This is a genomic window from Nocardia sp. NPDC059229, from assembly GCF_042754165.1.
In the GTDB taxonomy this organism is placed as follows: Bacteria; Actinomycetota; Actinomycetes; order Mycobacteriales; family Mycobacteriaceae; genus Nocardia.
In genome coordinates this window covers 37,729-64,688 of sequence record NZ_JBHZAK010000026.1, presented here as the reverse complement: position 1 = coordinate 64,688, position 26,960 = coordinate 37,729, and the positions used below count along the sequence as shown (strand labels likewise).

The window sequence follows — 26,960 nt, the reverse complement described above, 5'->3', positions numbered from 1 at the left end:
TGCGGCGATGCTTTTCACATGACCAAAGCAGCATTCATCACCGGCGCCAACAAGGGCATCGGCTACGAGACCGCACGACAGCTGGCCGGGCGCGGCATGACCGTCCTGCTCGGCGCGCGGGATCCCGAGCTCGGGCAGGCCGCCGCCGCCAAACTGCGGGCCGAGGGCGCGGACGCCCACTTCATCCGGATCGACGTCGCCGATGAGCAGTCCATCGCCGCGGCCGCCGCCCAGATCGAAGCGGACTTCGGCCGGCTCGACATCCTCGTCAACAACGCCGCCATCAGCGGCGGCCTCGATGGTGACGGCAAGCCGTCGTCGGGCACACTCGCCACCCTGCGGCATGTGTACGAGACCAATGTCTTCGGACTGGTCGCCGTCACCAATGCCCTGCTGCCGCTGCTGCGGCGCGCCGAGGCGGCCCGGATCGTCAACGTGTCCAGCGAGGTCGGCTCGCTGGCCGGGCGCACCGATCCGAACAGCCCCATGTCGCAAATGGTTTCGGCCATCCCGTACACCTCGTCCAAGACCGCCGTGAACATGGTGACGGTCCTGTACGCGCTCGAACTGAAGGACACCCCCATCAAGGTGAACGCCGCCAATCCCGGCTACACCGCGACAGATCTCAACGCCAACAGCGGTTTCCGCACCGCCGAACAGGGCGCCGAGCCCAGCGTCCACCTCGCGACGCTGCCCGCCGACGGCCCGACCGGGACGTTCTGGGGTCACATCTGGGGACAGGAGGAGTACGGCCGTATCGAATGGTGAGGCCTACCAGCTGCCGTTCGGCTGCGGGTCACCGCGGTGCCACATGTCGGGGCCGTCGCGCCGGCACCGCTGCTGCCACCACTCGTGCTGCTGGATGCAGTGGTGGACGAACCACCAGTCACCCTGGTCGCGGGGTCCGTTCTGATCGCCGAATCCGCCTTGGCCACCGCCGGAGCCGCCCTGATCACCGTTCCCGTCCTGATCCTGGTCGCCATCGTGGTGGCGGGCCGCGGTGACCCCCGCCGCGGGCACAGCGTGGGCGCTCACCAGGGGTGCTGCGTGAGCGGTGGCCAGGCCGGTCGCCAGGGGAGCCGTGAGCAGGGCGACCACCATCAGTGCCGGTCGGAGATTTCCGCGCATATCGATCACTCTTCGTATCGTTGTGTGCACCAATACGATCCATGATCAATCCCCCGGCCCTTCGATGCGTGGACCGCGACGCCGATTAAACGCCATTCCCGGCACGGCGCAAGGGGGATCGCGGTTCACCTTCAGCGGATCTTCAGGTTTCGAATGTGATAAACCGTCTATCCGACTGAACTTCGATCGAGGACGAGATCATGTGGGAGTACGAACACAGCGCCGAGACCACCGTGCCCCGGGAAGCGCTGTGGCGCAGCTGGTCCGACCCGAGCCGCTGGCCCGAGTGGAATCCCGGCATCGAAACCTTCGAGCTGGACGGGCCTTTCGCGCCCGGCACCACCTTCCGCATGACCTCGGCGGACGGTGACACCGTGGAGCTGCGCTTCGTGGAGATCGTCGACGGCGAACTCTGGAGCGACGTCTTCCTGGGCGAGGGCTTCGAGGTGCTGACCCAGCACCGCCTCGACGCCCTGCCCTCCGGCGCCACCCGCGTGGTCTACCGAACCGAGATCACCGGCCCCGCCGCCGCCACCCTCGGCCCCGAGATCGGCCCCCAGATCACCGCCGACTTCCCCGAGGTCGTCGCCGGCCTCATCGAGCATGCCGGCCGGGGCTAGCCCAGCCCGCCGCGCCTTTCGTGCAGCAACAGCAGGGAATACGCGGCCACACTCTGGGCATCCACGATCGCGCCCGCCAGGATCATGGCCTCCACCTCGTCGCGGGTGAACCAGGCGGACTCCATGTCCATCTCGGAGGGCTCCCGCTCGTGCGGCCCCACCGTCAGCTCGGTGGCCAGCACCACGGTCCCGTAGTGCGTGCTGGTGGCCGGGGCGGGCGCCACCTTCCCCAGCGCCGTCAGCCGGCCCGCCCGCAACCCCGTCTCCTCCCGCAGCTCCTGCCGAGCCACCGCGATCGGATCGCTCTCCCCCGCCACCGCCCCGCCCGGGAACTCCCAGCACCTGCGCCCCAGCGGATACCGATACTGCTCGACCAGGTGGAATCGCTCGCCATCCCACGGAATCACGATCGCGAAGTCCGCCTTCCGGATGTAGGCGTACACCGCCTCCTCCCCGTCGGCCTGCCGAACCACGTCCTCTCGCAGCGTGATCCACCGATTCGCGTACACCTCACGACTCCGCAGCGTGTCCATCCCCCGATCCTCCCCCACCGCCGGGCGGGTCAGGACTGGCGGGCCGGGGCCAGGGCGTCCCGGGCGTCCATGAGGGCGAAGCCCAGCAGGTTCTCGCCGCGCCAGCACGCCGGGTCGGCGGCGGAGGGGTTGTCGGCGCCCAGGCCGATGCCCCAGATGGTGTCGCGGGGAGCGGCTTCGACGAGCACCTTGCCGGTGGTGGCGAGCAGGAAGTCGCGGAGCTGTTCGTGCTGGCCGAATTTGGCGATGCTGGCGCGCAGCACGATGTCGAAGCGGTGGGCTTCCCAGGTGTCCTGGTCGAAGCCGGAGATGGCGCGCCCCATGCGCTTGGCGTCGGCGGGGGTGTCGCTGGACAGGATGCGGGTGCGCATGTCCTCGTCGCCGAACAGGCGGGCCTTCTCGGCCATCATGAAATGCTCTGCGCTGCCGTAGTTCTGGCCGTCGACGCTGAATTCGACCGGCCACCACTGGCTGAGCACCCACTTGCCGACCTCGTGGCCGGGGGTGCGGGTGTGCCCCCAGAAGAAGAGGAACTCCGGTCTCGCCCCGTCGGCCATGTCCGCTGTCAGCTGCGCCCTGTCCACGCCGCGACCCTAGCCGACCGAGGTGACAGAATCGCGGGGATAGCGCGCCACACCGACGGCGCGCCGCCGCACTCACTTGGTCGCAGCGCACAGAGTCAGCTGGCGAGCGTGCGCAGGCGGTTCATGACCTCGGCGGGCGGATGGTCGTGCACGCGATAGCGCGGCGGGTCGTACTCGGCGGCGAGTTCCAGTGCCACCAGCCCGGACACGTCCTCCCAGGCGACGCGGAAGACATCGCCGTCGCCGGTGACGAAGCAGATGAAATCGGCGGCGGGCAGCAGATTCGTGCACCCGTCGGTCCAGGAGGTCATGGTGTACTCGCTGCCGTCGGGCGCCCGCACGTGCAGCAGTTCCATGATCGCGCCCTCGCGCTCCGCCTCGGCGCGCAACCGCTCGGTCTGCGCGTGATACGCCCCCACCGCGAGCTGCGCCTGCGCGCGGCGGATGAGCCCGTGGGCCGGATGGTCCGCGTCCACCTCGAAGGGGACCACGTCGCCGTTGTCGTCGACGGTGTACGGGACCGCCGACAGCGGTCGCAACGCCCCCTCGAGCCGCTCCGCCGCCAGCGCCAGCAGTTGCGGCAGGGCGGTGGGCGTCACTCCCAGCACCACCAGCATCCCTAGGTGCCCGGGTAGGAAAAGCAGTGGGCGCGTGGCGGTTCGGGCCCGCACGCCCTCGAGCCACCCGGCCACCAGCGGCAGCGAACCGACATAGCTCTCGCCGTCGTCGTCGACGAAGTCCATCACCCGCATCCCCTGCGGCGGTTCGAGGGCCTCCAGCGTGTTCATGGCCAGCTCGGTGAGATTGGCGTGCGCGACGGTGTAGACGTGCTCGGCGTCCACGCCCCAGCTCGACAGTTCCTGCTTCGTCACGAATTGCACGGTGCTGGGCAGATCGATGACCACCATCTCGGTCAGGAACGGCAGCGCCGGACGCGAGAGCACCAGGTCCCGCCCCTCCAGCTCGCCGACCCGTATCGCCCCGGACCCGTATCCGGTCCGCCGCAGCACCGGTCGCAGCCTGGGCGCCACCTGCTCCCAGCCCTGCGGCGCCTCCGGCGGCAGGATGAGGTTGTCGACGGCCTGGAACAGCCCGGCGGTGATCTTCCCGTCGAACCGGCGGTACAGCGTGCCCAGGTTCATCTTGGCGACGTACCCGTTCTTCAACCGGTACCCGATCTCGAACGCCTCGGTGTCGAAGTGCGCGGTCTCCACGGCCTCGTAGCCGAGCACCTGTTCCAAGACCTTCTTGCCGAACCGATTTCGTGGCGAACCGAACACCCCGCCCAGGAAACTCATGGCCCGGACTCTACGCGCGAGGGGCGACAAACGCTGCCCGCAAACCCGCAGGGAACCTGCGTCCCACAACCTGAAACGCGCTGTTCACGGCGTGTCCGCGCAGTGCTCACTAGGACGCCCGTCCAAGGACGAGCACAATGCGCGTGACTATGGTTAGCTGTAGCGCCATGAGCACGCCCGTCTCCACCCACCCCGACGAATTTCTGCCCCGCGATACCGCGGATGTGGTTCGGACCGTTCGGGATTCACGTCGTTCGACGAAACCGCTGATCATCCGGGGTGGGGAACGGCCGGAGGACGAGCTCGCGCTGCCCGATCAGGGCAGCGTGCTGAGCATGCGGAAGATGAACCGGGTCCAGGTGGTGGACGCCGATGCCAGGACGGTGCGGGTGCAGGCGGGGGCGCGCCTCTACGACATCGACCGGACGCTGGGCGCCCACGGGCTCGGGCTGCCCGTGGTCGGCGACCATCGGGACATCACGGCGGGCGGATTTGCGGCGGTGGGCGGGCTGTCGGCGGCGTCGCATCGCTTCGGCATGTTCAGCGACAATGTGGCCGAGCTCGAATACGTCGATCAGGACGGGCGATTCGGCACCTGCGGGCGCACCCATCACGCGGAGCGGTTCCGCCGGATCCTGGGCGGCGGCGGACGCACCGGGATCATCACCGCGCTGACGCTCGCGGTCACCAGTGTGGACAAGGACCGCACCTGGCTCACCACCGACGCGCACCGGTTCCTGGACTTCGACACCTGGGTGGAGCACTCCTATCGCGAGATCCAGTCGCCGGGTGACGCCATGCTGCAGGTGGGCCGGTGGGTGGACACCGCGCCCCTGAAAGTTGCCCGACCGGTCGGTACCGGCACCGTGCAGCTGGGCACCGTGCGCTTCGGCCAGTGGTCGAGCCTGCACCCCACCACCCCCAACCTCTCGCTGCGCGCCCGCCGCGAGGTCGGCGCGCGCGCCCGAAAGTCGCTGGGCGCCATCGCCGCATCCGCGGGCGGCCGCGCCGGTATGCCGGTCCGCAATGCCGCCGCCGGCGCGCTCATGTTCGCTCCGAAGGTGCTGACCCTGCGCGACGCCGAGTACCTGGCCGACACCGTCATCAGCTCCTCCGAGCGCGGACCGGCGTACCGCGTCTCGGTTTTCGCGCCCCTGTCCTCCTACGCCCGGGTCTTCCACGGCCTGCACGACCTGTTCGCCGGGCACCGCGAACGCACCGGCTGCTTCACCGTCATCTCGGCCATGACCTATGGCGTACGGTCCCGTTACCTGCGCGAACTCGACGACGAGGACCACGGCTTCATCACCTTCACCTGCCGGTTGCGGCCGGCGGCGCTGCCCTCGGAACTGTTGCGGGACATCGTGTCCGCAATCGACGAGATCTGTCTCGCCGAACGCGCCCGGCGTTATGACCCGACCGAATAGAATGTGTTCCGCCGCACTGCCAGCTATCGGTTAGCAGCCGGGCGGGGCGGCGGTATCGGCACTGTCGGCGGGGTGTCGGTGCATGGTTCATGCTCAATCCTCAGATGAAGGTTGCCTGTCCCATGATCGAATTCCGTGCTGCCCGCCGTCCCCGCACCGCCGGATCCCTTGCGGGGGAACGCCCCATCGAGGGCAAACGAATCGTCGTCACCGACGCCTGCTCCGAGATCGGCCGAGAGACCGTGCGACTACTGGGTCTTCACGGTGCCGAGGTAATCCTGGTGGCGCGCAACGGCTCTCAGCTGGTCGAGGAATGCGCCACCATCATCGAGGCCGGGGGCCGCGCCCACTGGTTCCGCTGCGACATCTCCGCCCTCGGCGATGTGGATCAGCTGGTCGAGTGGCTACTCACCGAGTTCGACACCGTCGACGTCCTGGTCAACAACACCGGCCGCCCCACCCGCCGACCGGTGCTGCAATCCCTGGACCGCTTCCGCGACTACCAGCGCATGATGGCCGCCTACTACTTCGGCCCCCTGCGCCTGACCCTCGGCCTGCTGCCCGCCATGCTGGCAGGCGGCTCCGGCCACGTGGTGAATGTCGGCCCCTGGAGTGCCGACACCGGCGCCGCCCCCAATTTCGCCTCCTACGCCAGCGCCCAGGCCGCCTGGACCACCTTCGGCCAATGCGCCGAGGCTGAACTCTCCCCGCGCGGCATCCACGTCACCACGGTCCGGTACCCCGCCTTCACACTCGACTCCAGATCCCCCGCCTACCTCCCCGAGAACCCCTCCCTGGACCCCGCCGAGGCCGCCCGCTGGATCGAAACCGCCATCCGCACCCGCCCGCCGCAAATCCAGCCCCGTTTCCCCCGAGCCCTCCTGGGCCTGACCTCCATGTCCCCGCGGACCACGCGTCTCAAGCACGCCCTGGGTATCTGAGCTCGACCGAAAGTCTCTCGGACTCACACCCCCGCGAGCCCGAAACCCATTCTCCCCCGGCCACATTCCCAACCCATACGCGAACAGCAAAGCGCCCCACCCGGATTCCGAGTGGGGCGCTTCGTGACTTACGTCAGTGCTTTTCCGGGCCGAGGTGGTACTCGAACACCAGGCCGCCGGCGGCGACCAGGATGCAGATCACGCCGAGGCCGATCAGCCAGAACTGGAAGAACGCGAAGCCGAGGGCGGCGATGGAGCCCGCACCGGCCAGCAGGATGGGCCAGAACGAGCCGGGCGAGAAGAAGCCCAGGTCGCCGGCGCCGTCGACGATCTCCGCCTCTTCGTAGTCCTCGGGACGCAGGTCCAGACGACGGGCGACGAAGCGGAAGTAGGTGGCCACGATCAGGGCCAGGCCCGCCGACAGCACGATGGCGGTGGTACCCGCCCACTCGACGCCGGTGCGCGAGCGGCCGGTGAAGTAGCCGTACACGACGGCCACGATCACGAAGAACACCGTGATCAGTTCGAAGATGCGAGCTTCGACCTTCATGTCAGTTCATCCTCACTTGGCGTCGGCGAGTTCGTTACCGCGCGCCTTGCGGTCGGTGTTGAACGGCTTGGTGGAGGTCGCCACCGGCGACTGACCGATGCCGGCCAGCGCCTCGGCGTTGGTCTTGTGGTCCTTGGCCCGCGCGTCCATGTACTTCTGGAAGTCCGCCGGGGACACCACGCGGATCTCGAAGTTCATCATCGAGTGGAAGGTGCCGCACATTTCGGCGCACCGGCCGACGAACGCGCCTTCCTTCTCGATCTTGGTGATCTGGAAGACGTTGTCCGAGTTGTTCTGCTTCGGGTTCGGCATCACGTCGCGCTTGAACAGGAACTCCGGCACCCAGAACGAGTGGATGACGTCCGCGGCGGCCAGCTGGAACTCGATGTTCTTGCCGGACGGCAGGACCAGCACCGGAACCTCGTTGGAGGTGCCGACGGTCTCGACCTTGTCGTAGTGCAGGTACGAGATGTCGTTCGCGGGCAGGCCGTTGTTCGGGCCCGGCTGCGGGTGGCCATCCTTGGTCGCTTCCTTGTAGCGCTCCTTGATGTCCTGGTTCATGTCCTGGCGCTCGGTGTCGACGCCGTCGTAGACCGGGCTGCCGTCCTTGAGGTCGACCTTCTGGTAACCGAACTTCCAGTTCCACTGGAACGCGGTCACGTCGACGACGACGTCCGGGTTGCCGACCTTCTCGTGGACGTAGTTCTGCACCACCACGGTGAAGTAGAACAGCACGGCGATGATCACGAACGGGATCGCCGTGTAGCTCAGCTCCAGCGGCACGTTGTAACCGGTCTGCCGCGGGAACTCCGGGGAGTTCGGCTTCTTGCGGTGGAACGCGATGGTCCAGAAGGTCAGGCCCCACACCAGCACGCCCATCGCGAGGGCGGCGAGCACGGACCAGGTCCACAGCTCGCGCATGCGGGTGGCCTGCGGCGTGATGCCCGAAGGCCAGCCGAACCGAAGCCACGGGTTGTCGATCGAGCAGCCGGAGACGAGCATCGCGGTCATCCCCAAGGACACCGCCAGCCCGGCCCGCCGAAGGATGCGGCCCCGCCGACCCTGGGCGGGTCGTGCCCCTATCGCCTCGCTCGCCTTGTGCGCCACGCTCAACGCCTTCCTGGTCGTCATTCCGACACCGCGTCGCCCGGACTCCCTTCCGCCGGGCGACACATTTTCAGCACAGTTCTGGACCTCGGGGAGGATACGCGCGAACGCGCAACCGACCCTGAGAGTTTCCCAAGTACTACGCAGCGTAGACCAAAGAACGCCCCCCGTTGTGACTGGGTCCCTTTCGACACTCCGGAAAGCTCATATGCAGTGGATACGGCCTCTGGCGGCGGGATCTGCCCGGGTACGGCATACTCGGGCAGTAGGTTTCGCGTCCAGCGTGCCCGTGCGGGTACGCCCCAATCCCTAGACCCCGGAAAGAGGTTCTCGGCGCAGTGTGTGGTCTGCTCGGATTTCTGACAGCTACAACGGCTACTACTCCGGATGGGCGGACGGTCGAAACCACCGCGGCACAGGTGTACGAGGCCCTGCACTGCCAGCGCCATCGTGGCCCCGACGAGCGCGGCACCTGGAACGACGACCGCATGATCTTCGGCTTCAACCGCCTGTCGATCATCGATATCGAGCACTCGCACCAGCCGCTGCGCTGGGGTCCGCCGGAGAACCCCGAGCGGTACGCCATGACCTTCAACGGCGAGATCTACAACTATCTCGAGCTGCGCGCCGAGCTGAAGGAGGCGCACGAGGCGGAGTTCGGCGATGAGCCGATGTTCCGCACCGAGGGCGACGGCGAGGCCATCATGGCCGCCTTCCACTACTGGGGCGCCAAGGCCCCGAGCCGGCTGCGCGGCATGTTCGCCTTCGCCATCTGGGACACCCAGCTGAACAAGCTGTTCCTGGCGCGCGACCCGTTCGGCATCAAGCCGCTGTTCATCGCGACCGGCGCCGGCGGCACCGCCTTCTCCAGCGAGAAGAAGAGCCTGCTGGGCCTGCTTCCGGCGCTGGAGCTTTCCGACGACCTGGACCCGCGCGCGCTCGAGCACTACACGGTGCTGCAGTACGTGCCCGAGGCCGAGACCCTGCACAAGAACGTCCGCCGCCTCGAATCCGGTTGCTACGCCTGGGTCGAGCCGGGCGAGACCCCGCGGGTGACCCGCTACTTCAACCCGCAGTTCCGGGTGCAGAAGTTCGCGGCGGGCTCGGAGGCCAAGCGGTACCGGGAAATCGCGGAGACGCTCGAGGACTCCGTCGCCAAGCACATGCGCGCGGACGTCACCGTCGGCGCGTTCCTGTCCGGCGGCATCGACTCCACCGCCATTGCGGCGCTGGCCATCCGGCACAACCCGAACCTGCTGACCTTCACCTCGGCGTTCGAGCGGCAGGGCTACTCCGAGGCAGACGTGGCGGCCGAGACCGCCGAGGCCATCGGCGCCAAGCACTACATCCGCATGGTCTCCCCGGAGGAGTACGCGGCCGCCATTCCCGAGATCGTCTGGTACCTGGACGAACCCGTGGCCGACCCGGCGCTGGTACCGCTGTACTTCGTGGCCAAGGAGGCCCGCAAGCACGTCAAGGTGGTGCTGTCGGGCGAGGGCTCCGACGAGCTGTTCGGCGGCTACACCATCTACCGGGAACCGCTGTCGCTCAAGCCCTTCGAATTCCTGCCCAAGCCGCTGCGCAAGCTGGCGGGCAAGCTGTCGGACCGGATTCCGGAGGGCACCCGCGGCAAGAGCCTGCTGCACCGCGGCTCGCTCACCCTGGAGGAGCGCTACTACGGCAACGCCCGCAGCTTCAACGACGCCCAATTGCGTTCGGTGCTGCGGGAATTCCGCCCCGAGTGGACCCACCAGGACGTGACCGCCCCCATCTTTGCCATGCAGGGCTACCACTGGGATCCGGTGGCGCGCATGCAGCACCTGGACCTGTTCACCTGGCTGCGCGGCGACATCCTGGTCAAGGCCGACAAGGTGACCATGGCCAACTCCCTGGAACTGCGCGTCCCCTTCCTGGACCCCGAGGTCTTCAAGGTCGCCGAGAAGATCCCGGTCGACCAGAAGATCACCAAGGAAACCACCAAATACGCCCTGCGCCAGGCGCTCACGGACATCGTGCCCCCGCACGTCCTCAACCGCGCCAAGCTCGGGTTCCCGGTCCCCCTGCGCCACTGGCTGCGCGGCCCGGAGCTCTACGACTGGGCCCGCGCCCAGATCACCGAGTCCGGCACCGACCACCTGCTCAACAAGCAGGCCATCCTGGCCATGCTGGAGGCCCACCGCACCGGCCCGGTCGACCACAGCCGCCGCCTCTGGACCCTGATCGTCTTCATGATCTGGCACGGCATCTTCGTCGAGAACCGCATCAAGCCCGAGATCCAGGAACCGACCTACCCGGTCAACCTGTAGTCGTCCTACACGTAATGGCTGCATACCCGTATGGGGGTGCAGCCATTACGTTGTCGGCGCGACGCCTGTCAGGTCGAGTCTTCCGCCGCTCACTGCCAGGCACGCAGTAGATCCTCCGGCCCCCAGTGGGCCGCAACCGGCAAGTCGCGGTGTACCCCGGAGCGCGAAACCGCCACCAAAGGAGTGTCGAACTGCGCGCCGGGCACAGCGAGCACACCGCGCGCGAGGGCATCGTAGTCGTGCCGATCGAATGGTCGATCCTCCAGCCATTTGATCGATCCGATGAAATGCACTGCACCCGCGACGGGTTCGCGATCGGCACCGATCAAATCGAGCTCGGGATTGTTCTGCCGATTCCACCAGCCGCCCACTGCTTCGGTTTCCGGCCATCGGGCATCGGGCAGCAAGCGCAGCAGTGATTCCCGGATCACCGGTTCTACCGCACGGCCACGCCACGTCGTCCACGAACGCTCGATGCGGTCCAACGCCAGATCACCCCGGCCACGCTCGATGAGCGGAATTCCCCGCTCCAGAAAAGCCAGCCAGAATCGCAGATAGGAATCGGCGATTCGATAGCGCTTGTTCTTCGTGTCCGACTTCGTGGACAGCGGCAGATCCGCGGCCACTATTCGCTTGGCCTGCAAGGTATTCAGTAATGGCGTCAACGTTCCGGCCGGCAGCACCCCCGAACTGCCCGCCGCGGAGGCGATGGCACTGAAAGTGCGTTCACCGCTGCCGATCGCCTCCAGCACGGCACGCGAACGCGACGCCTCGGGAAACTCACCCAGCAGCGACAACTCGCCGGCCACCAGCAGCGGCGACAATGGATTCAGCGCTACCTCACGTAGGAAATCCGTGCGGCTCATGCCCGATTGCCAGGACTGAACGATTTCCGGGAATCCACCGGTGATCAACAACGCATCCAGTGCCTCGGCCGCCGGGAGTTCGGTCATGGTCTGCACATCCGCCAGATGCAGTGGCGCAACGGTCATTTTCGCCGCCCGCCCGAAGGATGGGCGGCCGTGCGTCTGCAGCGCTTCCATCACCGCGATGTCGCTGCCAACCAGGACCAGCAGCACCGGCTTGGCCGAAAGGTGCCGATCCCATACCGTCTGCAGTGCTCCCTCGAACTCGGAGTCCCGCTCCACCAACCAGGGCACCTCGTCGAGCACGACAATGCTCGCGGCGTCATCCGGCAATGCGATGGACAGGGTCCGCAACGCCTGGTTCCAATCGCCTGCCGATATCCCCGCGACCAATTCCGCGCCCGGCAGGGGCGACTGTGCCACGGTAGCCACGAAGTCACCTCGTTCGGCGGCCGGGTTTCGCCCCCGCGTTGCCTGGAAGACGAGATATGGCAGACCGGAACGGTCGCAGAACTCCTGCACCAGGCGTGACTTCCCAACCCGCCGTCGGCCGGTCACGACCACGGCACGTCCTCGAGTCGCACCAGTCCCGCCGGTCACAAGTTCCAGCTGCCGCCCCAGCAGATCGAGGTCCGCCACCCGTCCTCTGAACTCCACTCGAGCCTCCTACCCATAGGAGACTTCATCTTACATAGATTCAATCTAAGTTAGATTTAATCTATGTAACTTACATCACCTGAATGTCGGCTGGTCGATACCGGACGGCTCGCGGGCTAATAGGCCAGGAAGCTGTGCCTGTTCCGACGCTCGCCATGGGTGGGATTCGGGTGGTTCGCGTCGACGGTGACGATCGGCCCACCGGTGACGATCAGATCGGCCGAGCTCATTTTGTGCGCTCCTTCGCTGCCGCAGCAGTACGGTAACCACTGGTTAGCCACTATACTTGCAGTTCCACTGCAATAGGGTGTTCGTTTCACCGGAAGTCCTCCTCGCCACCACACCCTCTCGGAAAGGACTCGGTATCAATGGATCTCCCGTCCACTGGCGACGCCCCGCGCGTCAACCGCCGCACGGCCCTCGGACTCGGCGCCGCCGCGCTGGCCGCCCTCGGCCTGACCGCCTGCGGCAAGGCGGGCAGCAGCTCGACCGCGACCAGCACCACCCCGGCCTCCAACGACCCCAGGGCCGTCGCCACCGATGCCTACATCTTCGGGTTTCCGCTGGTCCTCATGGACGTCACCCGCGAAACCGGCGGCCCGGCCAATCAATTCGTGCACCAGAACCCGCCCACGCCGGAGGAGAAGCAGGTGGTCCGGCTCAACCTGGACACCCTCTACTCGCAGGCCTGGCTGGACCTGAGCACCGAGCCGATGGTGGTGCAGGTGCCCGCCATCGAATCCGGTCGATATTGGCTCATGCAGCTCCTGGACGCGTGGACCAACACGGTGCACGATCCGGCCAGCACGAGCCCCCGGCTCGACGACGGGGTTCCCAACCCGCCCTACACCTATCTGGTCACCGGGCCGGGCTGGAAGGGAACGGTGCCCGACGGCATGACCCAGCTGGCCATGCCCACCGACACCAGCTGGTTGCTCGGCCGCATCGAGTACAAGGGCGACAACGACATCAAGCACGTGCGGGCTCTGCAGCAGAAGCTGAAGCTGGCTCCGCTCAGCGACTGGAGCGCCGACCCGAGCGCGGTGCACGGAGGCCCGGGCGCCCAGCTCGCGGGCGGCGGCGTCCCGGCCCAGATGGTGATGAAGATGGACGGCCCCACCTTCTTCACCCGCATGTGCGCGGTGATGGCCCGCAACCCGCCCGCGCCCGATGACGCCGACGCCATGAAGCGGTTCGCCGCCATCGGCATCACCGCCGACGCCACCGCGAGCACCGCGCCCCCGGACATCCTCACCGCGGCCGTCGCCGATGCTCGCAAACAGCTCGCCGCCTACCGGGACCCCCAGGCCCAGCATCAGAACGACTGGACCTTCGATCTCAATATCGGCACGTACGGCACGAACTACATGTTGCGCGCGCAGGTCGCGGCGGTCGGCCTGGGCGCGAATCTGCCCCGGGACGCGGTGTATCCGAGCATCGACACGAAGGCCGAGAGCGGCAGCCGATTCCGGGTGACCTTCGCCAAGGATCAGCTGCCGCCGGTCGGCGCGTTCTGGTCGCTCACGGCCTATGACGAGCAGAGCTACCTGATCCAGAATCCGGCGGGCATCTACTCGGTGGGCCACCTGGTGCCGCTCAAACCCGCCGCCGACGGCACGGTCGAGATCGCCGTGCAGAGCGCCGATCCCGGCGCGGACGTGCCCGACGGGCACTGGCTGCCCATTCCGGAGACCGGCCCGTTCTCCCTCACCCTGCGGCTATACGCGCCGAAAGACGAGGTGCTGAACGGGCAGTGGCAGGTCCCGAAGCTGGAGAAGCTGAGCTGACCGATGTCCCGCCGGGTCGCACGCGTCCTCACCGGCGCAGCACCCGGCGGGCCAGCCAGTTGCCGAGGAACTGAATCCCTTGCACCCCAGCGATAATGATCAGCGTCGCCACCAGCGTGACCTGCCAGTCGAACCGCTGATAGCCGTACACGAGCGCGAAGTCGCCCAGCCCGCCCCCGCCGACCGTCCCGGCCATCGCGGACATATCGACAATGGCGATCACGACGAAGGTGTACCCGAGCACCAAGGGCCCCAACGCTTCCGGAATCAGCAGAGTGAGGATGATCCGCAGCGGCCCCGCCCCCATCGACCGTGCCGCCTCGATCACCCCCGGATCCACGGTCACCAGATTCTGCTCGACAATCCGCGCGATCCCGAACGAAGCCGCCACGATCATCACGAACGCCGCCGCATCCGTCCCGATCGTCGTCCCGATCACCTTCAGCGTCACCGGCCCCAACGCAGCCAGCAAGATGATGAACGGAATCGGCCGCACCACATTCACCAGCACGTTCAACACCAGATTGATCGGCGCATTCGCCAGCAACCCACCTTTCCGCGTCGTATAGAGCGCGGTCCCCAACGCCAGCCCGATCGTGCCGCCGACAACGAACGTGAGCAACACCAGGTAGATCGTGGTGCCAACGGCCTCACTAAGCACAGGCCGCAGCCGATCCCAATCCGTATGCACGGCAGCCAGACTGCTCACAGCGCCGGTCATGCACTCCTCCGATCGCTCTCGGCCTCCACCGCCACCCTGCGAACGGACGTCCCCAACTCGAGGCGCTCGGCGACCTGGCGCACGGCGTCCTCGGGGCCGTCCAGGGCCAGGGTCAGGCTGCCGAAGGTCTTGTCCTGCAAGGTGCTCACGCCGCCGAAGACGATCTCGAAGCTCACACCCTGGGCTGCGGCGGCGGACAGGGCCGGACCGATCCCGTTCTCGTCGTCGACGGCAACGGTCACCAGTCGGCCGGCGCGCCGTTCTCCCAGCCGCTGTAGTTCGTCGGCGGTCGGACGGTTGTGCAGGACCGTCTCGACGAAAGATCGGGTGGGTACGGCGGCGGGTGCCGAGAACACCTCGAACGTGCTGGCCAACTCCACGATTCGGCCCTCGGCCAGCACCGCGACGCGGTCTGCCACCGCGCGGATGACGTCCATTTCGTGGGTGATGACCACGATGGTGACGCCGAGCTCGCGGTTGATCTTCTTCAGCAGTCGCAGCACCTCGCCGGTGGTCTCCGGGTCCAGCGCCGAGGTCGCCTCGTCGGCGAGCAGCAGTGACGGCGAGGTGGCCAGTGCCCGGGCGATGCCGACGCGCTGTTTCTGGCCGCCGGACAACTGGTCCGGGTAGCTGCGCGCCTTGTCCGAAAGTCCCACGAACTCCAGCAGTTCCGCTACGCGCGCCTTCCGCCGCACACGTGGCCAGCCCGCCACTTTCAACGGGTATTCGATATTGCCGGCGGCGGTGCGCGAGCGGAACAGGTTGAACTGCTGGAACACCATGCCGATATCGCGGCGCAGCTGCCGCACCCGCGATTCCGGGACGCCGGTGATGGGGTCTCCGGAGACGAGCACGGTGCCGTCGGTGGGCAACTCGAGGGCGTTGATCAGCCGGACCAGCGTGGACTTGCCCGCGCCGGAATAGCCGATCACACCGAAGATCTCTCCCCGCTCGATGCGCAGGTCGATGCCGTCGAGCGCCGTGTGGCGCTGCTTACCGGTCCGGAAAACCTTGGTGACCGACCGGAATTCGACGGCCGCGACGGCGCTACCGCCGGTCGCGGCCGAATTCTCGCCCGTTACGGCACCGTCGTCGCTCACTTGGTGTCGCGGATGGTCTGCTGCACCCGCGCCAGGATCTGCTCCAGCTCGGGCCCGCTCTTCGTCACTTCGAGCGCGGTGCCCTTGGAATCCTCCTGCACCGACTTCTGTACCTCGGGGCTGTGGAAGATGTCCACCAGCTTCAGGTAGGTGGCATTGCCCTTGTCCGCGGCACGGGTCACGAAGGCATTGATGTACGGCTCGGCGCCGGGATTGCCCGGATCATCCTTGTACAGCGCGGATTTCGGATCGATGCCGGACTTGAGCAGGTAGGTGTTGTTGACGACGGACCCGTCCACCGACTCCAGCGACAGCGCCGTCTGCGCCGCGTCGACCGCGGTCACCTTCACCTTGGACGCACCCTTGTCCACGTCGGCGGGCGTCGGCTGGCGAACGGACCCGTTGATCTTCAGCAGTCCGGCCGCCTGCAGGACGAACAGCGCCCGCGCCTGATTGGTCGGATCGTTCGGAATGGCGATCTCCCCGCCCTGCGGGATCTCGGCCACCGACCTGTGCTTCTTGGAGTACAGCCCCAGCGGCACGATCTGCGTGGCCCCGATCGGCGTCAGATCCTGATTGTTGGCCACGTTGTACTGCCCCAGGAACTGCAAGTGCTGGAACAGATTCACATCGATCTGCTTCTGCGCCAGCGCCGTATTCGGCTGCGAGTAGTCCGAGTAGTGGACGATATTCAGGTTGATGCCCTGTTCCTTGGCCTTGTCCTTGAAGACGTCCCAGTGCGGATCGGACTCGGTGGTGCCCATGCGTACCGTGGTGCCGCCGGAGTCGCCGCTGCTGCCGCAGGCCGTGAGGGTGAGGCTCGCGACGGCTGCTACCAGGACCGGGATCGCCAGTACCCGATGGAATTTCACTCGTGCTCCCGCATGCTTGTACTGCTTCGTGACTGGTGGAAATCGAACCCGGCCATGCAACCGTGCGGGCAATCGCCGGGCAATGATTGCGATCCCGGGGAGCCAAACGCTTCCGGCCGCGCCGACCGCTCGCCTACGGTGCCTGAAATGCGAAAATTCCGCCGTTTCCTGGTGATTCCGGTCCTGTTCGCGCTGGCCCTGACGGCCGCCTGTGGCACGGAACACCACGGCGACGTGGTCCGCATCGGCGTGAACGATCTCTCACAACCGCACTGGGACGTGTTCAAGAGGAAGGCCGCCGCCGCGGGCATCACGGTCGAGTTCACCAATTTCACCGACTACAACCAGCCGAATCCGGCGCTGTCCCAGGGCCGCATCGACCTCAACAAGTTCCAGCACATCCGATATCTGGCCAATTACAACGCCCGCAACAACGACACGCTGGTGCCGATCGGGGCCACGGAGATCTATCCGCTGGGGCTGTATTCGAAGAAGCACAGGTCGGTGTCGGAGATCCCCCAGGGCGGGGAGATCACCCTGAGCAACAATCCCGCCAATCAGGTGCGGCCGCTGCTCAATCTGGCCGCCGCCGGGCTGATCGTGCTGAAGAACGGCGGCTCGTGGGATTCGAAGCTCGAGGATGTCGACAAGTCCGCCTCCAAGGTCCGGCTCACCACCATCGACCCGACACTGACCGCCGCGTCACTGGACAGCGTGGATGCCGCCTACGTCGACGACACCTGGGCGCGGCAGGCGGGGCTGACCAATGATCGGATCATCTACACCGATGACCCGAACCGTCCGGACCTGAAGCAGTACATCAATATCTTCGCCGCGCGGGCCGCCGACAAGGACAACCCGAAGTACTTGCAGCTGACGCAGATCTACCACGACCCGGAGGTGGAGGCGGCGATCAAGGCCGAGGCGGGATTCCAGGGCATTTTCAAGACCAACACCGCGGCTGATCTCCAGGCCACCGCAACCGACCTGGAAGCCAGATTCCGGCAATGACTTTCGACTCGACGACTGCTTCCCGCGAACTCGCCGATGAACTCGTCGCCCGAGCGGGCGTCGACGGCGCGGGTGCAGGAGCCGGGCAGCACGATGTCGCCTGCCGCGAGGAGCACCCCGGTTGCGGCGACCTTGCGCTAGTCGACTGCCCCGCGGTGGGCGCGGGCGAGGCGGGCACGGGCCCCGGCGATGATGGTGATGATCATGACGGTCATGACCTGGAGAGCGGTTAGAGGCAGCCGTTGCTCGGGTGGGATGGGGGCGGCGTATTCGACGGGCGGCGGTGGAGGCGGCAGCGGCGGAACTGGCACCGGCGCAGGAGGAATCGCTGCAGGCGCTGGTACGGGTATCGGTGCGGCTGCGGGCAGAATGGCAGGCGCGGGCGGGATCTGCAGCGGGATACCGGGTCCCGGCGCCATGGGCACCGGCAGCATGAGCATGCAGGTCAGCAGTGCGCTTCCGGTGGCCGCACTGCCCACCGCCACGCTGCCCGCTCCGGCCGAGCCCGGCCCGACCAGCCCGCTGGACCCGGGCACGAAGCCGGGGCCGATCAACCCCGAGCCCATGCTGCTGCCGGTCAGAATGCCCAAACCCAGTGCCGCACTGCCCAGCACAGCGCTGCCCGCACAGGCGGTGAGCACGCTGCCCGAGTTCAGGCCGAGCAGGCCGCCGAGGGTGTTCGGGGCGGCGGCCGGACTCTCCGTGGCCGGTCCGGGTATTGCGAGATCCGCTGTGCGCGGCGCGGTTCCGTCCGATGGTTCGGCGCTGACGGACGGACCGGTTCCGAGCGGGACTCCGGCCACCGGACTCTGCGCCACTCCCGCCGAGCTTCCGGTGGTGGCCCCGCCCTTGCCCGCGCCGTCCTGGCTGCCGGTGTAGCTGCTGCCCGTACCGAGCCCGAGCGCGCTCCCGGTCGACGCGTCGATCGGTGCGGCCCCGGTATCCGGAGCCGCGCTGCCGCTGATGATCTCACCGATCGGCGGGAGCTCCAGTAGTCCGGGATCGGCGGCCGCGACCTGCGGATGAATGGCGAGCAGCGCCGCGGTCAGTGGCACCGCCGTCGCCGCCGCGAATCCTCGTGCTGTTCTTCGAGTTCCGTTCACATTGCCTCCGAAAGCCAAGTGCGGGTAGCTCGGTCGAGCAGATCAGCGCGGATTGCCGCCGCTCGCCACCGGCGTGTCCGAGGCGATGTGCTGGAAGCGGGCCAGGGCCAGTTCGTACGCGTCCTTGGAGACGTGATTGCCGCCCGAGAACGGCTGGTCCAGCTGGTAGATGGCCACGATGACCGCGCCGATCACCACACCGAAGAGTCCGGTCATGAGGATGCTGCGCTTGGTGACCACCACGCCGGAGAAGACCGTGCCGAACAGCAGCATGACGGTCGCGAACCACAGTGCCACATAAAGGAATCCAGGCAGTCGGTATGCCGCATCCAGGCCGCGGTCGTAGCGAGCCTCGGCGATCGAATCCACCGCGGTGAGCGCCTTGTCCTGGGTCGACTTGGCATCGGCGTCGGTGACGGGCGCTGAGGCCACCGCCTGGCGCAGATCGTCCAGCGTCGTCTGCGCGGCCGGGCTCAGCCGCCGCTGCTCGTCCATGACCTTCCACTCGTCGCCGATCACCTGCTTGGTGTAGTCGGTCACCAGCGACTGGATCTGCTTACGATCCTGCGCCGGCATGTCATTGGCGGTTTCGTACACGCTGACCAGCGCCTTGCCCTCGCTGACCGTGTGCTCATGGGAGGTGTCGTACTGCTCCCAGAGGATCACCACCACGAACGCCACGATGGCCGCGAAGAACATATTGACCATGTCCAGCATCATGTGCCCCGCCCCCGCATCGTCGCTGTGCCGCCACGACTTCGGCCGCACCCGATCCCCGACGACGAAGACCCCCACCGCCACCACCGCGAACAACACCAGCACACCCAGCTGCATCAGGATTCCGAGCATTGCACGACTCCATTCCCACCCACGGCAGTTGCGATCATGAGGTATTCGCGGCCACCGGGCGGTCGGATCGCGAAGCGCAAACGAACTGCCACCCTGTTGCGACGAATGCGGCAAATCCACTGCGCGCCTCGACATTTCCCATACCCGGGCGTGTCGCGCTACTCATCGACCGAGCCCAACGGATGCTGCCCGCCGACACCTTCGTCCCGATCCCCGCGCGCTTGGCGCCGGCTGCCGAATTCCCGGCCTATGGCACCGACCTTCAGCCCATGCAGTTGGCGGCGAGGAATCCCGCCGCCGCACCTAGCGGACGAATGACAGCACTGCGGCAGCGACCGTGACGCTCACTTCCAGTGCAGCACCGAGCACGTCACCGTTGAGGCCGCCGAACCGCCGCACACAGTGCCGCACCAGCAGCATCGCCCCCGCCAGGGCCACGACCACGGCCAGTGGCCCCTGCCACGGATTCCCGGTGGCGAACACCGCTGCGAGACACGCGATCCCACCCCAGACCCAACCCAGAACGGGATGCTGCGTCCCCGCAACCAACGCCCCGAATCCTGCACCCGGAGCCGCCTCGATCCCCCTCCGGCAGGCCAGCACAACCGCGACCCGCCCGACAGCGATCGCGACCACCACCGCCAGCCACCGCCCGCCCCCGGCCAGCGCTCCCAGCGAAACCGCCTGAATCCCAATGACGAATACCAACGCCGCCACTCCGAACGGCCCCGCCCCACCACTCTTCATGATCTCCCGAGCCCGCTCCGGCGACCCATAACTCCCCAGCCCATCCATGGTGTCGGCCAGCCCGTCGACATGCATCCCCCGCGTAATCAACGCCAGCCCGGCCACCGCCACAAACCCGGCCAGCAGCCACCCGGCCCCCAATTCACCCAGCCCCCACAGCAATCCGGCGGCCAATCCCCCGAGCAGCACCCCGACCAACGGCGCCCACGCAATCGCCCGCCCCGCCACGGCCCGATCCACCTCGTCCGGCCCCCGCACCGGCAGCACGGTCAACCACGACACCGCCAGCCGAACCCCGTTCACACGATCACCCTGAACCGTTCCCACGCTGCCCATTTCGCAGCTCCCGCCACCCCGGTGCCGGGCACATCGGCGGAGCTGCCGTGTGCGCGCTGGTCGCGGGCGGCGGTATTCGGCCGGGACGTTACGACCGCATGGCGTCGTACCGGGTTGCGCGGCACCGCGTCTCGCGAGGCGGGGCTCGGTGCCGCGAACGGTGGGGAGCTAGGCACTGGAGGCTTCGGCGCCTGTGTCGGCGGTGCTGACTCCGGCGGAGTCGAAGGTCGCCATTTCGCCGAGAGTGGCGACCGCGGCGCGGAGCAGCGGCAGGGCCGCGACCGCGCCGGAGCCTTCGCCCAGGCGCATGCCCATGTCGACCAGGGGCTCGAGGTCCAGGCGCTGGAGGGCGATGGTGTGGGAGGGCTCGCTGGAGCGGTGGCCCGCCACCCACCAGGCGCGGGCGCCCGGGGCCAGTTGGTCGGCGACCACGGCGGCGGCGGTGACCACGACGCCGTCCAGGATGACCGGGGTGCGGCGGGCCGCGGCGCGGGCGAGGAAGCCGGCCATGGCGGCGAAGTCCGCGCCGGATGCGGTGCGCAGCAGGGCAACCGGGTCCTTGACCACCGGGCGGGCCCGCCACATGGCGTCGCGGACGGCGGCGGTCTTGCGGATCCATCCGGCATCGTCGACGCCGGTGCCGCGGCCGACGGCGATCACCGGCTCGGTGTCGGTGACGGCCGCGATCAGTACGGTAGCGGGCGTGGTGTTGCCGATGCCCATGTCACCGGCGATGAGAAGGTCTGCGCCGGAATCGATTTCCTCGTCGGCGATGGTCGCGCCCGCTGTCAGCGCCGCCTGCACCTCGGCCTCGGTCAGCGCGTCCTCACGATCGATGGAACCGCTGGACCGCCGCACCTTGTGCCGCGAGATCTCCGGCGCGGTATCGGAATCCACCGCAATGTCCTCGACCCGGACGGTGGCATCGGCCAGGCGCGCCAGCACGTTCACCGCCGCCCCGCCGTTCAGGAAGTTGGCGACCATCTGCCCGGTCACCTCGCTCGGGTAGGCCGACACCCCGTGCTGCGCCACCCCGTGATCGCCCGCGAAGACCACCACCCGAGCCCGCTCGAACTGCTTGGGCGGGCACACACCCTGGCATGCCGCGACCCAGTTGGCCAGCTTCTCCAGCCGCCCCAGCGCCCCGGCGGGCTTGGTCAGCTGCAACTGCCGCTCCTCGGCGGCCTTCCGCACCCCGGCGTCGGGCCCCTGCACCGGCCCGAACGAAATCCGCACAGGCTTGGTCAGAACCGGGGCACCCGAGACGTCCCCGCCCGCACTCGCCGCAGTCGCGGAACCCGCACCGGCTAGGTCCGCACCGCCGGTCGCGGTATCTGCGCCGACCGATCCAGCCTCCGCGGTAGCGGCCGAAACCGGCTGCACCGCAGCCACATCCGCGTCGGTTTCGTAAGCCTGGGCCGAAGTCACCACTGCGGCGGCAGAATTCGCTGCGGCCGCATCCGCGAGCGCGGCCGCGACGTCCGGCTTGATCCGCATCGGCTGCCCGGCCACCACCAGGAAGACCTCGTCGCAAACCTCCGCGAGCCGCTGGTTCAGCGTGCCGATCTCATCGCGGAACAGACGACCGGAGGCGGTCGCCGGAATGACGCCGAGCCCCACTTCGGGGCTGACGATGATCAGCCGCTGCCCGTATCCGGCCACCGCGCTGACGAGCGCATCGATATCCGGCGCGACGACGCCGCGCGGCGACTCCCAGGCGGCTCGAGCGTCGAGCCGCGCGGTCAGCCAGGTGCCCAGGTCGTCGACCAGGGTGACGGGGGTGGCCTCGGCCAGTGCGGCGACGGCGTCGCCCTCCACGATCGTCCAGTTCGCGGGCCGCCGAGCCCGGTGCGCCGCAATACGTTCGGCGAAGTCGGCGTCGGCCGGATCGGCTACCGCGGTGGCTACGTACCGCACCGCCTCCGACGCGACCAACTGTTCCGCGTAAGCCGACTTCCCGGACCGGGCGCCACCGAGCACCAGGGTCCGCAACGGCCGATCGGTTGTCTGAGCAGTGTGCGACACGTCAGCACGGTATCAACTGCAGCTGTGCTCCGGCCGAGTAGGCACGACGATCACACGCCCGCGGACGGCAGCCTCACCGCCCGCGTCCGGATGCGGCTCAGGAGCTCTGCTCGTTGTGCACGCACATGACCTTCAGGTCCTTGGCGGTATACGACCAGTCCGTGCCCTGCGGGCAGTCCGTTCGATGGTTCACACTCGCGATGATCTTGCCGTCGTGCCGCCCCGAGCAGGGCGCCGGCTTCACATGCGAATCGGGCGAGGTCCCCACCACACAGTCCCCCGCCGCATTCCGCGGATCCTTGCACCCGGCGATCCCACCGGCGATCAGCACCGCCAAGGGCACGGCCGCGATCATCACTCCCCAACGCACGGTTGCGCATCGTAGCCGGAGGCACCGCTTCGGACAGCGCCCGTTTCAGGCACCGCCCAGTCAAGACACGCGGGCGCCGAACCGCCGCCGATACTCGACGGGCGCGATCCCCACCACCCGCTGGAAGTGATGCCGCAGCAGCGCCCCGGACCCGAATCCGCAACGGTGAGCGAGGGATTCGAGATCCAGGTCGGTGTCCTCCAGCAACTGCTTGGCCAGCAGCACCCGCTGCCCGGTCAGCCATTTCACGGGCGTCGTCCCGGTCTCGGCGGCGAAGCGGCGCGCGAATGTGCGCGTCGACATGGCGGTACGCGCGGCCAGCGCTTCGACGGTGTGCGGAAGTTCCAGATGCTCACCCATCCAGTGCAGGGTCTCGCTGAGGCTGTCGGAATCGCAGTCCACCACCGGCCGCTCGATGAACTGCCGCTGCCCGCCATCGCGTTGCGGCGGCACCACCATGCGGCGGGCGATGGCGTTGGCGACACTGCTGCCCAGTTCGCGTCGCACCAGATGCAGGCAGGCGTCGATGCCGGCCGCGGTGCCCGCGCTGGTGATGAGATTGCCCTCGTCCACGTACAGGACATCGGGATCGACGGTAGCCTGCGGAAACTGTTCCGCCAGCAGATCGACATACCGCCAGTGCGTGGTGCACTTGCGCCCGTCGAGCAGTCCGGCCGCGCCGGCGAGGAAGGCCCCCGAGCACACCGTGAGCACCGTGGCCCCGGCCTGCGCGGCGTCCCGCACGGCATCCACCACGCGCTGATCGAAGGGATTGTCCGCGAAGATCGGAAAGGCCGGAATGGCAACCAGATCCGCGTCGAGCAGCTCCTCCAGGCCGTACTCCGGGGTCACGTGAATGCCCGGTGAGCTGGACTTCAGCGGTTTCCCCGGCTCCGCACCGCAGACCCGATAGTCGAAGGCAGGCAGTCCGTCCGCTGTCCGGTCGAGGCCGAAAACCTCACAGACGACGCCGAATTCGAACATGGCGAGGTTGTCATTGAGTACGACGGCGACCTTCGAGAGCATGGTCCGATCCCCTCTGGCCGGATATTTGCGAACAATGTCAGAACAGCCACTGTTGGCAGGAACTTCCCTAGAGAAAACTTACTGCCATGCAAGCACTGTCCGCAATCGTCGCAGCCGGAACCGCCATGGCAGCGCTCGGCACCCTGACGTTCGGCTTCATGGCCGGAGACACCACCGAACCCCTCGATGAGAGCGAGATCCGCGCATGACCACCATCACCTCCGGCCAGTTCCGCACCGCGACCGGCACCCCCGAGGCAGTCACCATGTTCCGCCGCATCGTCGCCCTGCTGGCCGCCGCCGGCCGGGCCGTCCCCTTCCACCGCGAAAACGCCTGGGACATGGCCGGTTCCAGCCAGGTCGTCGACCGCGACCGCGACCGCATGGCGCTCGAGATCCGCGCCCTGTCGACCTACCGCGAACACAACTGACGGGCGGTGAGACACCGCCCGTCAGGGAATCCGTCCAGCACCGTCAGCGCCGACGGCAGCAGCGGCAATCAGACCGCGTCGCCCGGGCTCACCTGCGGCTTCGGGGCACGCATGCGGCGCACCTGCGAGGCGCGCACGAAGGCGTACCAGCCCAGCGAGAACGAGGAATCCGCAGTGTCCGGGTAACGCTCCCGGACCCGCTTGTTCACGATCCGGCCGAGGACGACGCCCTCGATGATCATGAACAGCATCATCACCAGCATGGCCAGCGTGACGATCGCCTGCAGCGCCGGCGACAGGATCATGCTGAGGATCAGCACCAGCGCCAGCGGCATGAACAAGCCGAGCAGATTGCGGCGCGCGTCCACGATGTCGCGAACGTATTTCTTGACCGGACCCTTGTCGCGCGGGAGCAGGAACTGCTCCTCACCGGCGAGCATGCGGGAGCGACGATCGTTCGCATCGGCCTTGTGCTCGGCCGAGGACGCCTTGCGGTCCTCGCGGGTCCCGCGCAGCGCCTTGCGGCGGGCGCGGGCCTCCTTGGCGGTCTTGGGCGCGGGCGCCACCGGACCGCGCCGGCGGCCCTCGGCTTCCCGCCGTGACGGGGTCGGCCGCCCTTTACCCAGGGTGACGGTCTTGTCCTCCACCGCGGCGACGGCATCGGTGCTGGAGCTGTCGGAGGTGGGGGTGGACTCGCCACGGCGCAGGAACTTCACGCCGACCAGGCTATTCGATGACATGTCTGCCGGAAAATCCTGGTCTCCCGGATTGTTGTGTCGCACACCTCACCAGCTATCTGTCAGCGACTGCACAACCTGGGCCGTCCGGGGAATACGCGCCGCGTAGGATAGGGAATAGTCGCCTGCCAGCAGGTGTTGGTAGCCATCGAGCCGTGCGCCTTCACGGGTTGAAAACAGGTCCCCTTAGGAGAGTTCATGACTGTGCAGAACGAGACCACCACTCACGGTGTGACTCTGACCGATGCCGCCGCCTCGAAGGCCAAGGCGCTGCTGGATCAGGAAGGCCGCGACGATCTCGCCCTTCGCATCGCAGTCCAGCCCGGTGGTTGTGCGGGCCTCCGCTACCAGCTCTTCTTCGACGACCGCAGCCTCGACGGCGACCTGGTCGTGGAGTTCGGCGGCGTCAAGCTCGCGGTCGACCGCATGAGCGCCCCCTACGTGCAGGGTGCCTCGATCGACTTCGTCGACACCATCGAGAAGCAGGGTTTCACCATCGACAACCCGAACGCCACCGGCTCCTGCGCCTGCGGCGACAGCTTCAACTGACATACCGTCCGCCAGCGCGGAACGTCCGACACCGGATGTTCCGCGCTGTTGTGTGCGCAGACTCATACGAGATCTGGAATACCCTGTCTCGGACAGAGTAGTTTCGAACTGCGGCCCTGTCGGCCGCGTAATCCACCGCCGGCCCCCGCGTCTGTCATCTCCGTATCCCGGTGCGCAGCCGCACGTCACCGAAGGATCTACCCCGTGACCATCGCCGTGTCCGCTTCCATCGCGACCGATCACCTCATGCGTTTCCCGGGCAAGTTCTCCGATGTGCTGCTGGCCGACCAGCTGCAGCACGTGTCGCTCAGCTTCCTCGTCGATGATCTGGTCATCCGCAGGGGCGGCGTGGCCGGCAACATCAGCTACGCCATGGGCGTGCTGGGCCGCACCCCGCTGCTGGTCGGCGCCGTCGGCCAGGACTGGGGCGAGTACCGGAAGTGGTTGGAGGACAACGGCGTCGACTGCTCGGCCGTGCGCGTCTCCAACGAGGCCCACACCGCGCGCTTCGTCTGCACCACCGACGAGTCCATGGCGCAGATCGCCTCCTTCTACCCGGGCGCCATGACCGAGTCCCGCGAGATCGACATCACCCAGTTGGGCCGCGACCTCGAGCTGGTGCTCGTCGGCGCCGACGACCCGGAAGCCATGCTGCGCCACACCGATCAGTGCCGCGCCGCCGGAATCCGCTTCGCCGCCGACCCCTCCCAGCAGCTGGCGCTGGTGGACGGCGAGACCATCCTGCGCCTCATCGACGGCGCGGACTACCTGTTCACCAATGAGTACGAATGGGGCATCATGCTCCAGAAGACCGGCCTGAGCGAGGCGGAAATCGGTGAGCGCGTGGGCATTCGCGTCACCACCCTGGGCTCCAAGGGCGCCAAGATCGTCGACCGCGACGGCACCGAACTGCACGTCGACGTGGTCCCCGACATCGCCAAGGTCGACCCGACCGGCGTCGGCGACGGCTTCCGCGCGGGCTTCCTCACCGGCCAGTCCGCGGGCCTGTCCCTGGAGCGTTCGGCCCAGCTCGGCTCGCTGGTGGCGGTCCTGGTCCTGGAAACCGTTGGCCCCCAGGACTGGATCCTCGACCACGACGTCGCCATGAAGCGCCTGCGCGAGACGTACGGCCCCGAAGCCGCGGACGAGATCGAAGCCATCCTGCGCTGACCAACCACGACAATTAATGAATCTGCACGCCGATCATGTAATCGGCGTGCAGATTCGTGTCGCGGCAAAAATGTCCGCCCTCTTCACCGTCCTCGGAAGGCGAAGGTCGG

The 26,960-nt window shown here is 67.6% G+C and carries 28 protein-coding genes and 1 pseudogene; 11 read left to right on the top strand and 18 right to left on the bottom strand.

Annotation, left to right across the window (positions count from 1 at the left end; genetic code table 11):
* Positions 1-18 precede the first annotated feature (18 nt).
* Positions 19-768, top strand: coding sequence for an SDR family oxidoreductase (locus ACFXHE_RS38100; protein ID WP_379389659.1), 750 nt, complete (start codon positions 19-21; stop codon positions 766-768).
* Between the two features lie 3 nt (positions 769-771).
* Here the strand turns inward: ACFXHE_RS38100 and ACFXHE_RS38095 are convergent, their stop codons facing one another.
* Positions 772-1,128 carry a hypothetical protein gene (locus tag ACFXHE_RS38095; RefSeq protein WP_379389657.1) on the bottom strand — a complete coding sequence of 119 codons (357 nt, stop codon included), beginning with the start codon at positions 1,126-1,128 and terminating at the stop codon, positions 772-774.
* A 200-nt stretch (positions 1,129-1,328) separates the two neighbouring features.
* Between ACFXHE_RS38095 and ACFXHE_RS38090 the strand changes: the two genes are divergently transcribed.
* Entirely contained in the window at positions 1,329-1,748 is a 420-nt protein-coding gene (locus ACFXHE_RS38090; protein ID WP_379389655.1) for an SRPBCC family protein, read from the top strand.
* On the opposite strand, the gene ACFXHE_RS38085 is transcribed toward ACFXHE_RS38090, so the two are convergent.
* From ACFXHE_RS38085 to ACFXHE_RS38075, 3 genes are all read right to left on the bottom strand, one after another.
* Positions 1,745-2,281 carry an NUDIX domain-containing protein gene (locus tag ACFXHE_RS38085; protein WP_379389653.1) on the bottom strand — a complete coding sequence of 179 codons (537 nt, stop codon included), beginning with the start codon at positions 2,279-2,281 and terminating at the stop codon, positions 1,745-1,747. The two genes, ACFXHE_RS38090 and ACFXHE_RS38085, sit on opposite strands and share 4 nt — an antisense overlap.
* 29 nt (positions 2,282-2,310) lie before the next feature.
* The gene (locus tag ACFXHE_RS38080) at positions 2,311-2,865 is read right to left on the bottom strand and encodes an NADAR family protein (RefSeq protein WP_379389651.1); all 555 of its coding nucleotides are present in this window, start codon (positions 2,863-2,865) and stop codon (positions 2,311-2,313) included.
* Between the two features lie 95 nt (positions 2,866-2,960).
* The gene (locus ACFXHE_RS38075; RefSeq protein ID WP_379389649.1) at positions 2,961-4,163 is read right to left on the bottom strand and encodes a hypothetical protein; all 1,203 of its coding nucleotides are present in this window, start codon (positions 4,161-4,163) and stop codon (positions 2,961-2,963) included.
* Positions 4,164-4,330: 167 nt separating this feature from the next.
* Here ACFXHE_RS38075 and ACFXHE_RS38070 point away from each other — a divergent pair, with 167 nt between their 5' ends.
* Positions 4,331-5,590, top strand: a complete 1,260-nt coding sequence (locus ACFXHE_RS38070) for an FAD-dependent oxidoreductase (RefSeq protein ID WP_379389647.1) — start codon at positions 4,331-4,333, stop codon at positions 5,588-5,590.
* A gap of 122 nt (positions 5,591-5,712) precedes the next feature.
* A complete protein-coding gene (locus tag ACFXHE_RS38065) occupies positions 5,713-6,531 on the top strand; it encodes an SDR family NAD(P)-dependent oxidoreductase (RefSeq protein WP_379389645.1) in 819 nt (272 codons plus the stop codon).
* 133 nt (positions 6,532-6,664) lie between these two features.
* On the opposite strand, the gene ACFXHE_RS38060 is transcribed toward ACFXHE_RS38065, so the two are convergent.
* Positions 6,665-7,081, bottom strand: a complete 417-nt coding sequence (locus tag ACFXHE_RS38060; protein WP_354847810.1) for a cytochrome c oxidase subunit 4 — start codon at positions 7,079-7,081, stop codon at positions 6,665-6,667.
* 12 nt (positions 7,082-7,093) lie between these two features.
* Complete coding sequence (locus ACFXHE_RS38055; protein WP_379389643.1) at positions 7,094-8,212, bottom strand: cytochrome c oxidase subunit II; 1,119 nt, start codon at positions 8,210-8,212, stop codon at positions 7,094-7,096.
* Positions 8,213-8,526: 314 nt separating this feature from the next.
* On the opposite strand from ACFXHE_RS38055, the gene asnB reads away from it, so the two are divergent.
* Positions 8,527-10,494 (top strand): asparagine synthase (glutamine-hydrolyzing), encoded by a 1,968-nt coding sequence (gene asnB, locus ACFXHE_RS38050; RefSeq protein WP_379389641.1) that lies wholly within the window; start codon positions 8,527-8,529, stop codon positions 10,492-10,494.
* Between the two features lie 89 nt (positions 10,495-10,583).
* Here asnB and ACFXHE_RS38045 read toward each other — a convergent pair whose 3' ends face one another.
* Positions 10,584-11,573 (bottom strand): ATP-binding protein, encoded by a 990-nt coding sequence (locus ACFXHE_RS38045; RefSeq protein WP_379389639.1) that lies wholly within the window; start codon positions 11,571-11,573, stop codon positions 10,584-10,586.
* A gap of 812 nt (positions 11,574-12,385) precedes the next feature.
* On the opposite strand from ACFXHE_RS38045, the gene ACFXHE_RS38040 reads away from it, so the two are divergent.
* Positions 12,386-13,804, top strand: a complete 1,419-nt coding sequence (locus ACFXHE_RS38040; protein WP_379389637.1) for a DUF1254 domain-containing protein — start codon at positions 12,386-12,388, stop codon at positions 13,802-13,804.
* Between the two features lie 28 nt (positions 13,805-13,832).
* Here ACFXHE_RS38040 and ACFXHE_RS38035 read toward each other — a convergent pair whose 3' ends face one another.
* From ACFXHE_RS38035 to ACFXHE_RS38025, 3 genes are read right to left on the bottom strand one after another with little or no spacing between them, the layout of a single operon-like run.
* The gene (locus ACFXHE_RS38035) at positions 13,833-14,495 is read right to left on the bottom strand and encodes a methionine ABC transporter permease (RefSeq protein ID WP_364616575.1); all 663 of its coding nucleotides are present in this window, start codon (positions 14,493-14,495) and stop codon (positions 13,833-13,835) included.
* Between the two features lie 26 nt (positions 14,496-14,521).
* Positions 14,522-15,625 (bottom strand): methionine ABC transporter ATP-binding protein, encoded by a 1,104-nt coding sequence (locus ACFXHE_RS38030; protein ID WP_379389635.1) that lies wholly within the window; start codon positions 15,623-15,625, stop codon positions 14,522-14,524.
* Complete coding sequence (locus ACFXHE_RS38025) at positions 15,622-16,497, bottom strand: MetQ/NlpA family ABC transporter substrate-binding protein (protein ID WP_379389633.1); 876 nt, start codon at positions 16,495-16,497, stop codon at positions 15,622-15,624. Before ACFXHE_RS38025 ends, ACFXHE_RS38030 begins: the two co-directional genes overlap by 4 nt.
* 147 nt (positions 16,498-16,644) lie before the next feature.
* Here ACFXHE_RS38025 and ACFXHE_RS38020 point away from each other — a divergent pair, with 147 nt between their 5' ends.
* Positions 16,645-17,508, top strand: coding sequence for a MetQ/NlpA family ABC transporter substrate-binding protein (locus ACFXHE_RS38020; protein WP_379389631.1), 864 nt, complete (start codon positions 16,645-16,647; stop codon positions 17,506-17,508).
* A gap of 20 nt (positions 17,509-17,528) precedes the next feature.
* Here the strand turns inward: ACFXHE_RS38020 and ACFXHE_RS38015 are convergent.
* From ACFXHE_RS38015 to ACFXHE_RS37985, 7 genes and pseudogenes are all read right to left on the bottom strand, one after another.
* Positions 17,529-17,645: pseudogene (locus tag ACFXHE_RS38015) on the bottom strand (2-keto-4-pentenoate hydratase); the annotation flags it as partial.
* A complete protein-coding gene (locus tag ACFXHE_RS38010; RefSeq protein WP_379389629.1) occupies positions 17,646-18,611 on the bottom strand; it encodes a hypothetical protein in 966 nt (321 codons plus the stop codon). It abuts the pseudogene before it with no gap.
* Between the two features lie 42 nt (positions 18,612-18,653).
* Positions 18,654-19,460: a DUF4239 domain-containing protein gene (locus ACFXHE_RS38005; RefSeq protein WP_379389627.1), complete on the bottom strand. Its 807-nt coding sequence runs from the start codon at positions 19,458-19,460 to the stop codon at positions 18,654-18,656.
* Between the two features lie 303 nt (positions 19,461-19,763).
* Positions 19,764-20,510: an adenosylcobinamide-GDP ribazoletransferase gene (locus tag ACFXHE_RS38000; RefSeq protein WP_379389625.1), complete on the bottom strand. Its 747-nt coding sequence runs from the start codon at positions 20,508-20,510 to the stop codon at positions 19,764-19,766.
* A 201-nt stretch (positions 20,511-20,711) separates the two neighbouring features.
* Positions 20,712-22,568, bottom strand: a complete 1,857-nt coding sequence (gene cobT, locus ACFXHE_RS37995; protein ID WP_379389623.1) for a nicotinate-nucleotide--dimethylbenzimidazole phosphoribosyltransferase — start codon at positions 22,566-22,568, stop codon at positions 20,712-20,714.
* 97 nt (positions 22,569-22,665) lie between these two features.
* Positions 22,666-22,938 carry a hypothetical protein gene (locus ACFXHE_RS37990; protein ID WP_379389621.1) on the bottom strand — a complete coding sequence of 91 codons (273 nt, stop codon included), beginning with the start codon at positions 22,936-22,938 and terminating at the stop codon, positions 22,666-22,668.
* 60 nt (positions 22,939-22,998) lie between these two features.
* Positions 22,999-23,964, bottom strand: a complete 966-nt coding sequence (locus tag ACFXHE_RS37985; protein ID WP_379389619.1) for a helix-turn-helix domain-containing protein — start codon at positions 23,962-23,964, stop codon at positions 22,999-23,001.
* Positions 23,965-24,050: 86 nt separating this feature from the next.
* On the opposite strand from ACFXHE_RS37985, the gene ACFXHE_RS37980 reads away from it, so the two are divergent.
* On the top strand, positions 24,051-24,173 hold the full coding sequence (locus ACFXHE_RS37980) for a hypothetical protein (RefSeq protein WP_364616437.1): 123 nt from the start codon (positions 24,051-24,053) through the stop codon (positions 24,171-24,173).
* Positions 24,170-24,394 carry a hypothetical protein gene (locus ACFXHE_RS37975; RefSeq protein ID WP_379389617.1) on the top strand — a complete coding sequence of 75 codons (225 nt, stop codon included), beginning with the start codon at positions 24,170-24,172 and terminating at the stop codon, positions 24,392-24,394. The genes ACFXHE_RS37980 and ACFXHE_RS37975 overlap by 4 nt, the downstream gene beginning before the upstream one ends.
* Positions 24,395-24,462: 68 nt before the next feature.
* Here ACFXHE_RS37975 and ACFXHE_RS37970 read toward each other — a convergent pair whose 3' ends face one another.
* Entirely contained in the window at positions 24,463-25,134 is a 672-nt protein-coding gene (locus ACFXHE_RS37970; protein ID WP_379389615.1) for a DUF3043 domain-containing protein, read from the bottom strand.
* Between the two features lie 195 nt (positions 25,135-25,329).
* Here ACFXHE_RS37970 and ACFXHE_RS37965 point away from each other — a divergent pair, with 195 nt between their 5' ends.
* Together ACFXHE_RS37965 and ACFXHE_RS37960 are read left to right on the top strand one after the other, a co-directional pair.
* Positions 25,330-25,680, top strand: a complete 351-nt coding sequence (locus ACFXHE_RS37965; protein WP_033089671.1) for an iron-sulfur cluster assembly accessory protein — start codon at positions 25,330-25,332, stop codon at positions 25,678-25,680.
* Positions 25,681-25,884: 204 nt separating this feature from the next.
* Positions 25,885-26,850 carry a carbohydrate kinase family protein gene (locus ACFXHE_RS37960; protein ID WP_379389613.1) on the top strand — a complete coding sequence of 322 codons (966 nt, stop codon included), beginning with the start codon at positions 25,885-25,887 and terminating at the stop codon, positions 26,848-26,850.
* Positions 26,851-26,960 lie beyond the last annotated feature (110 nt).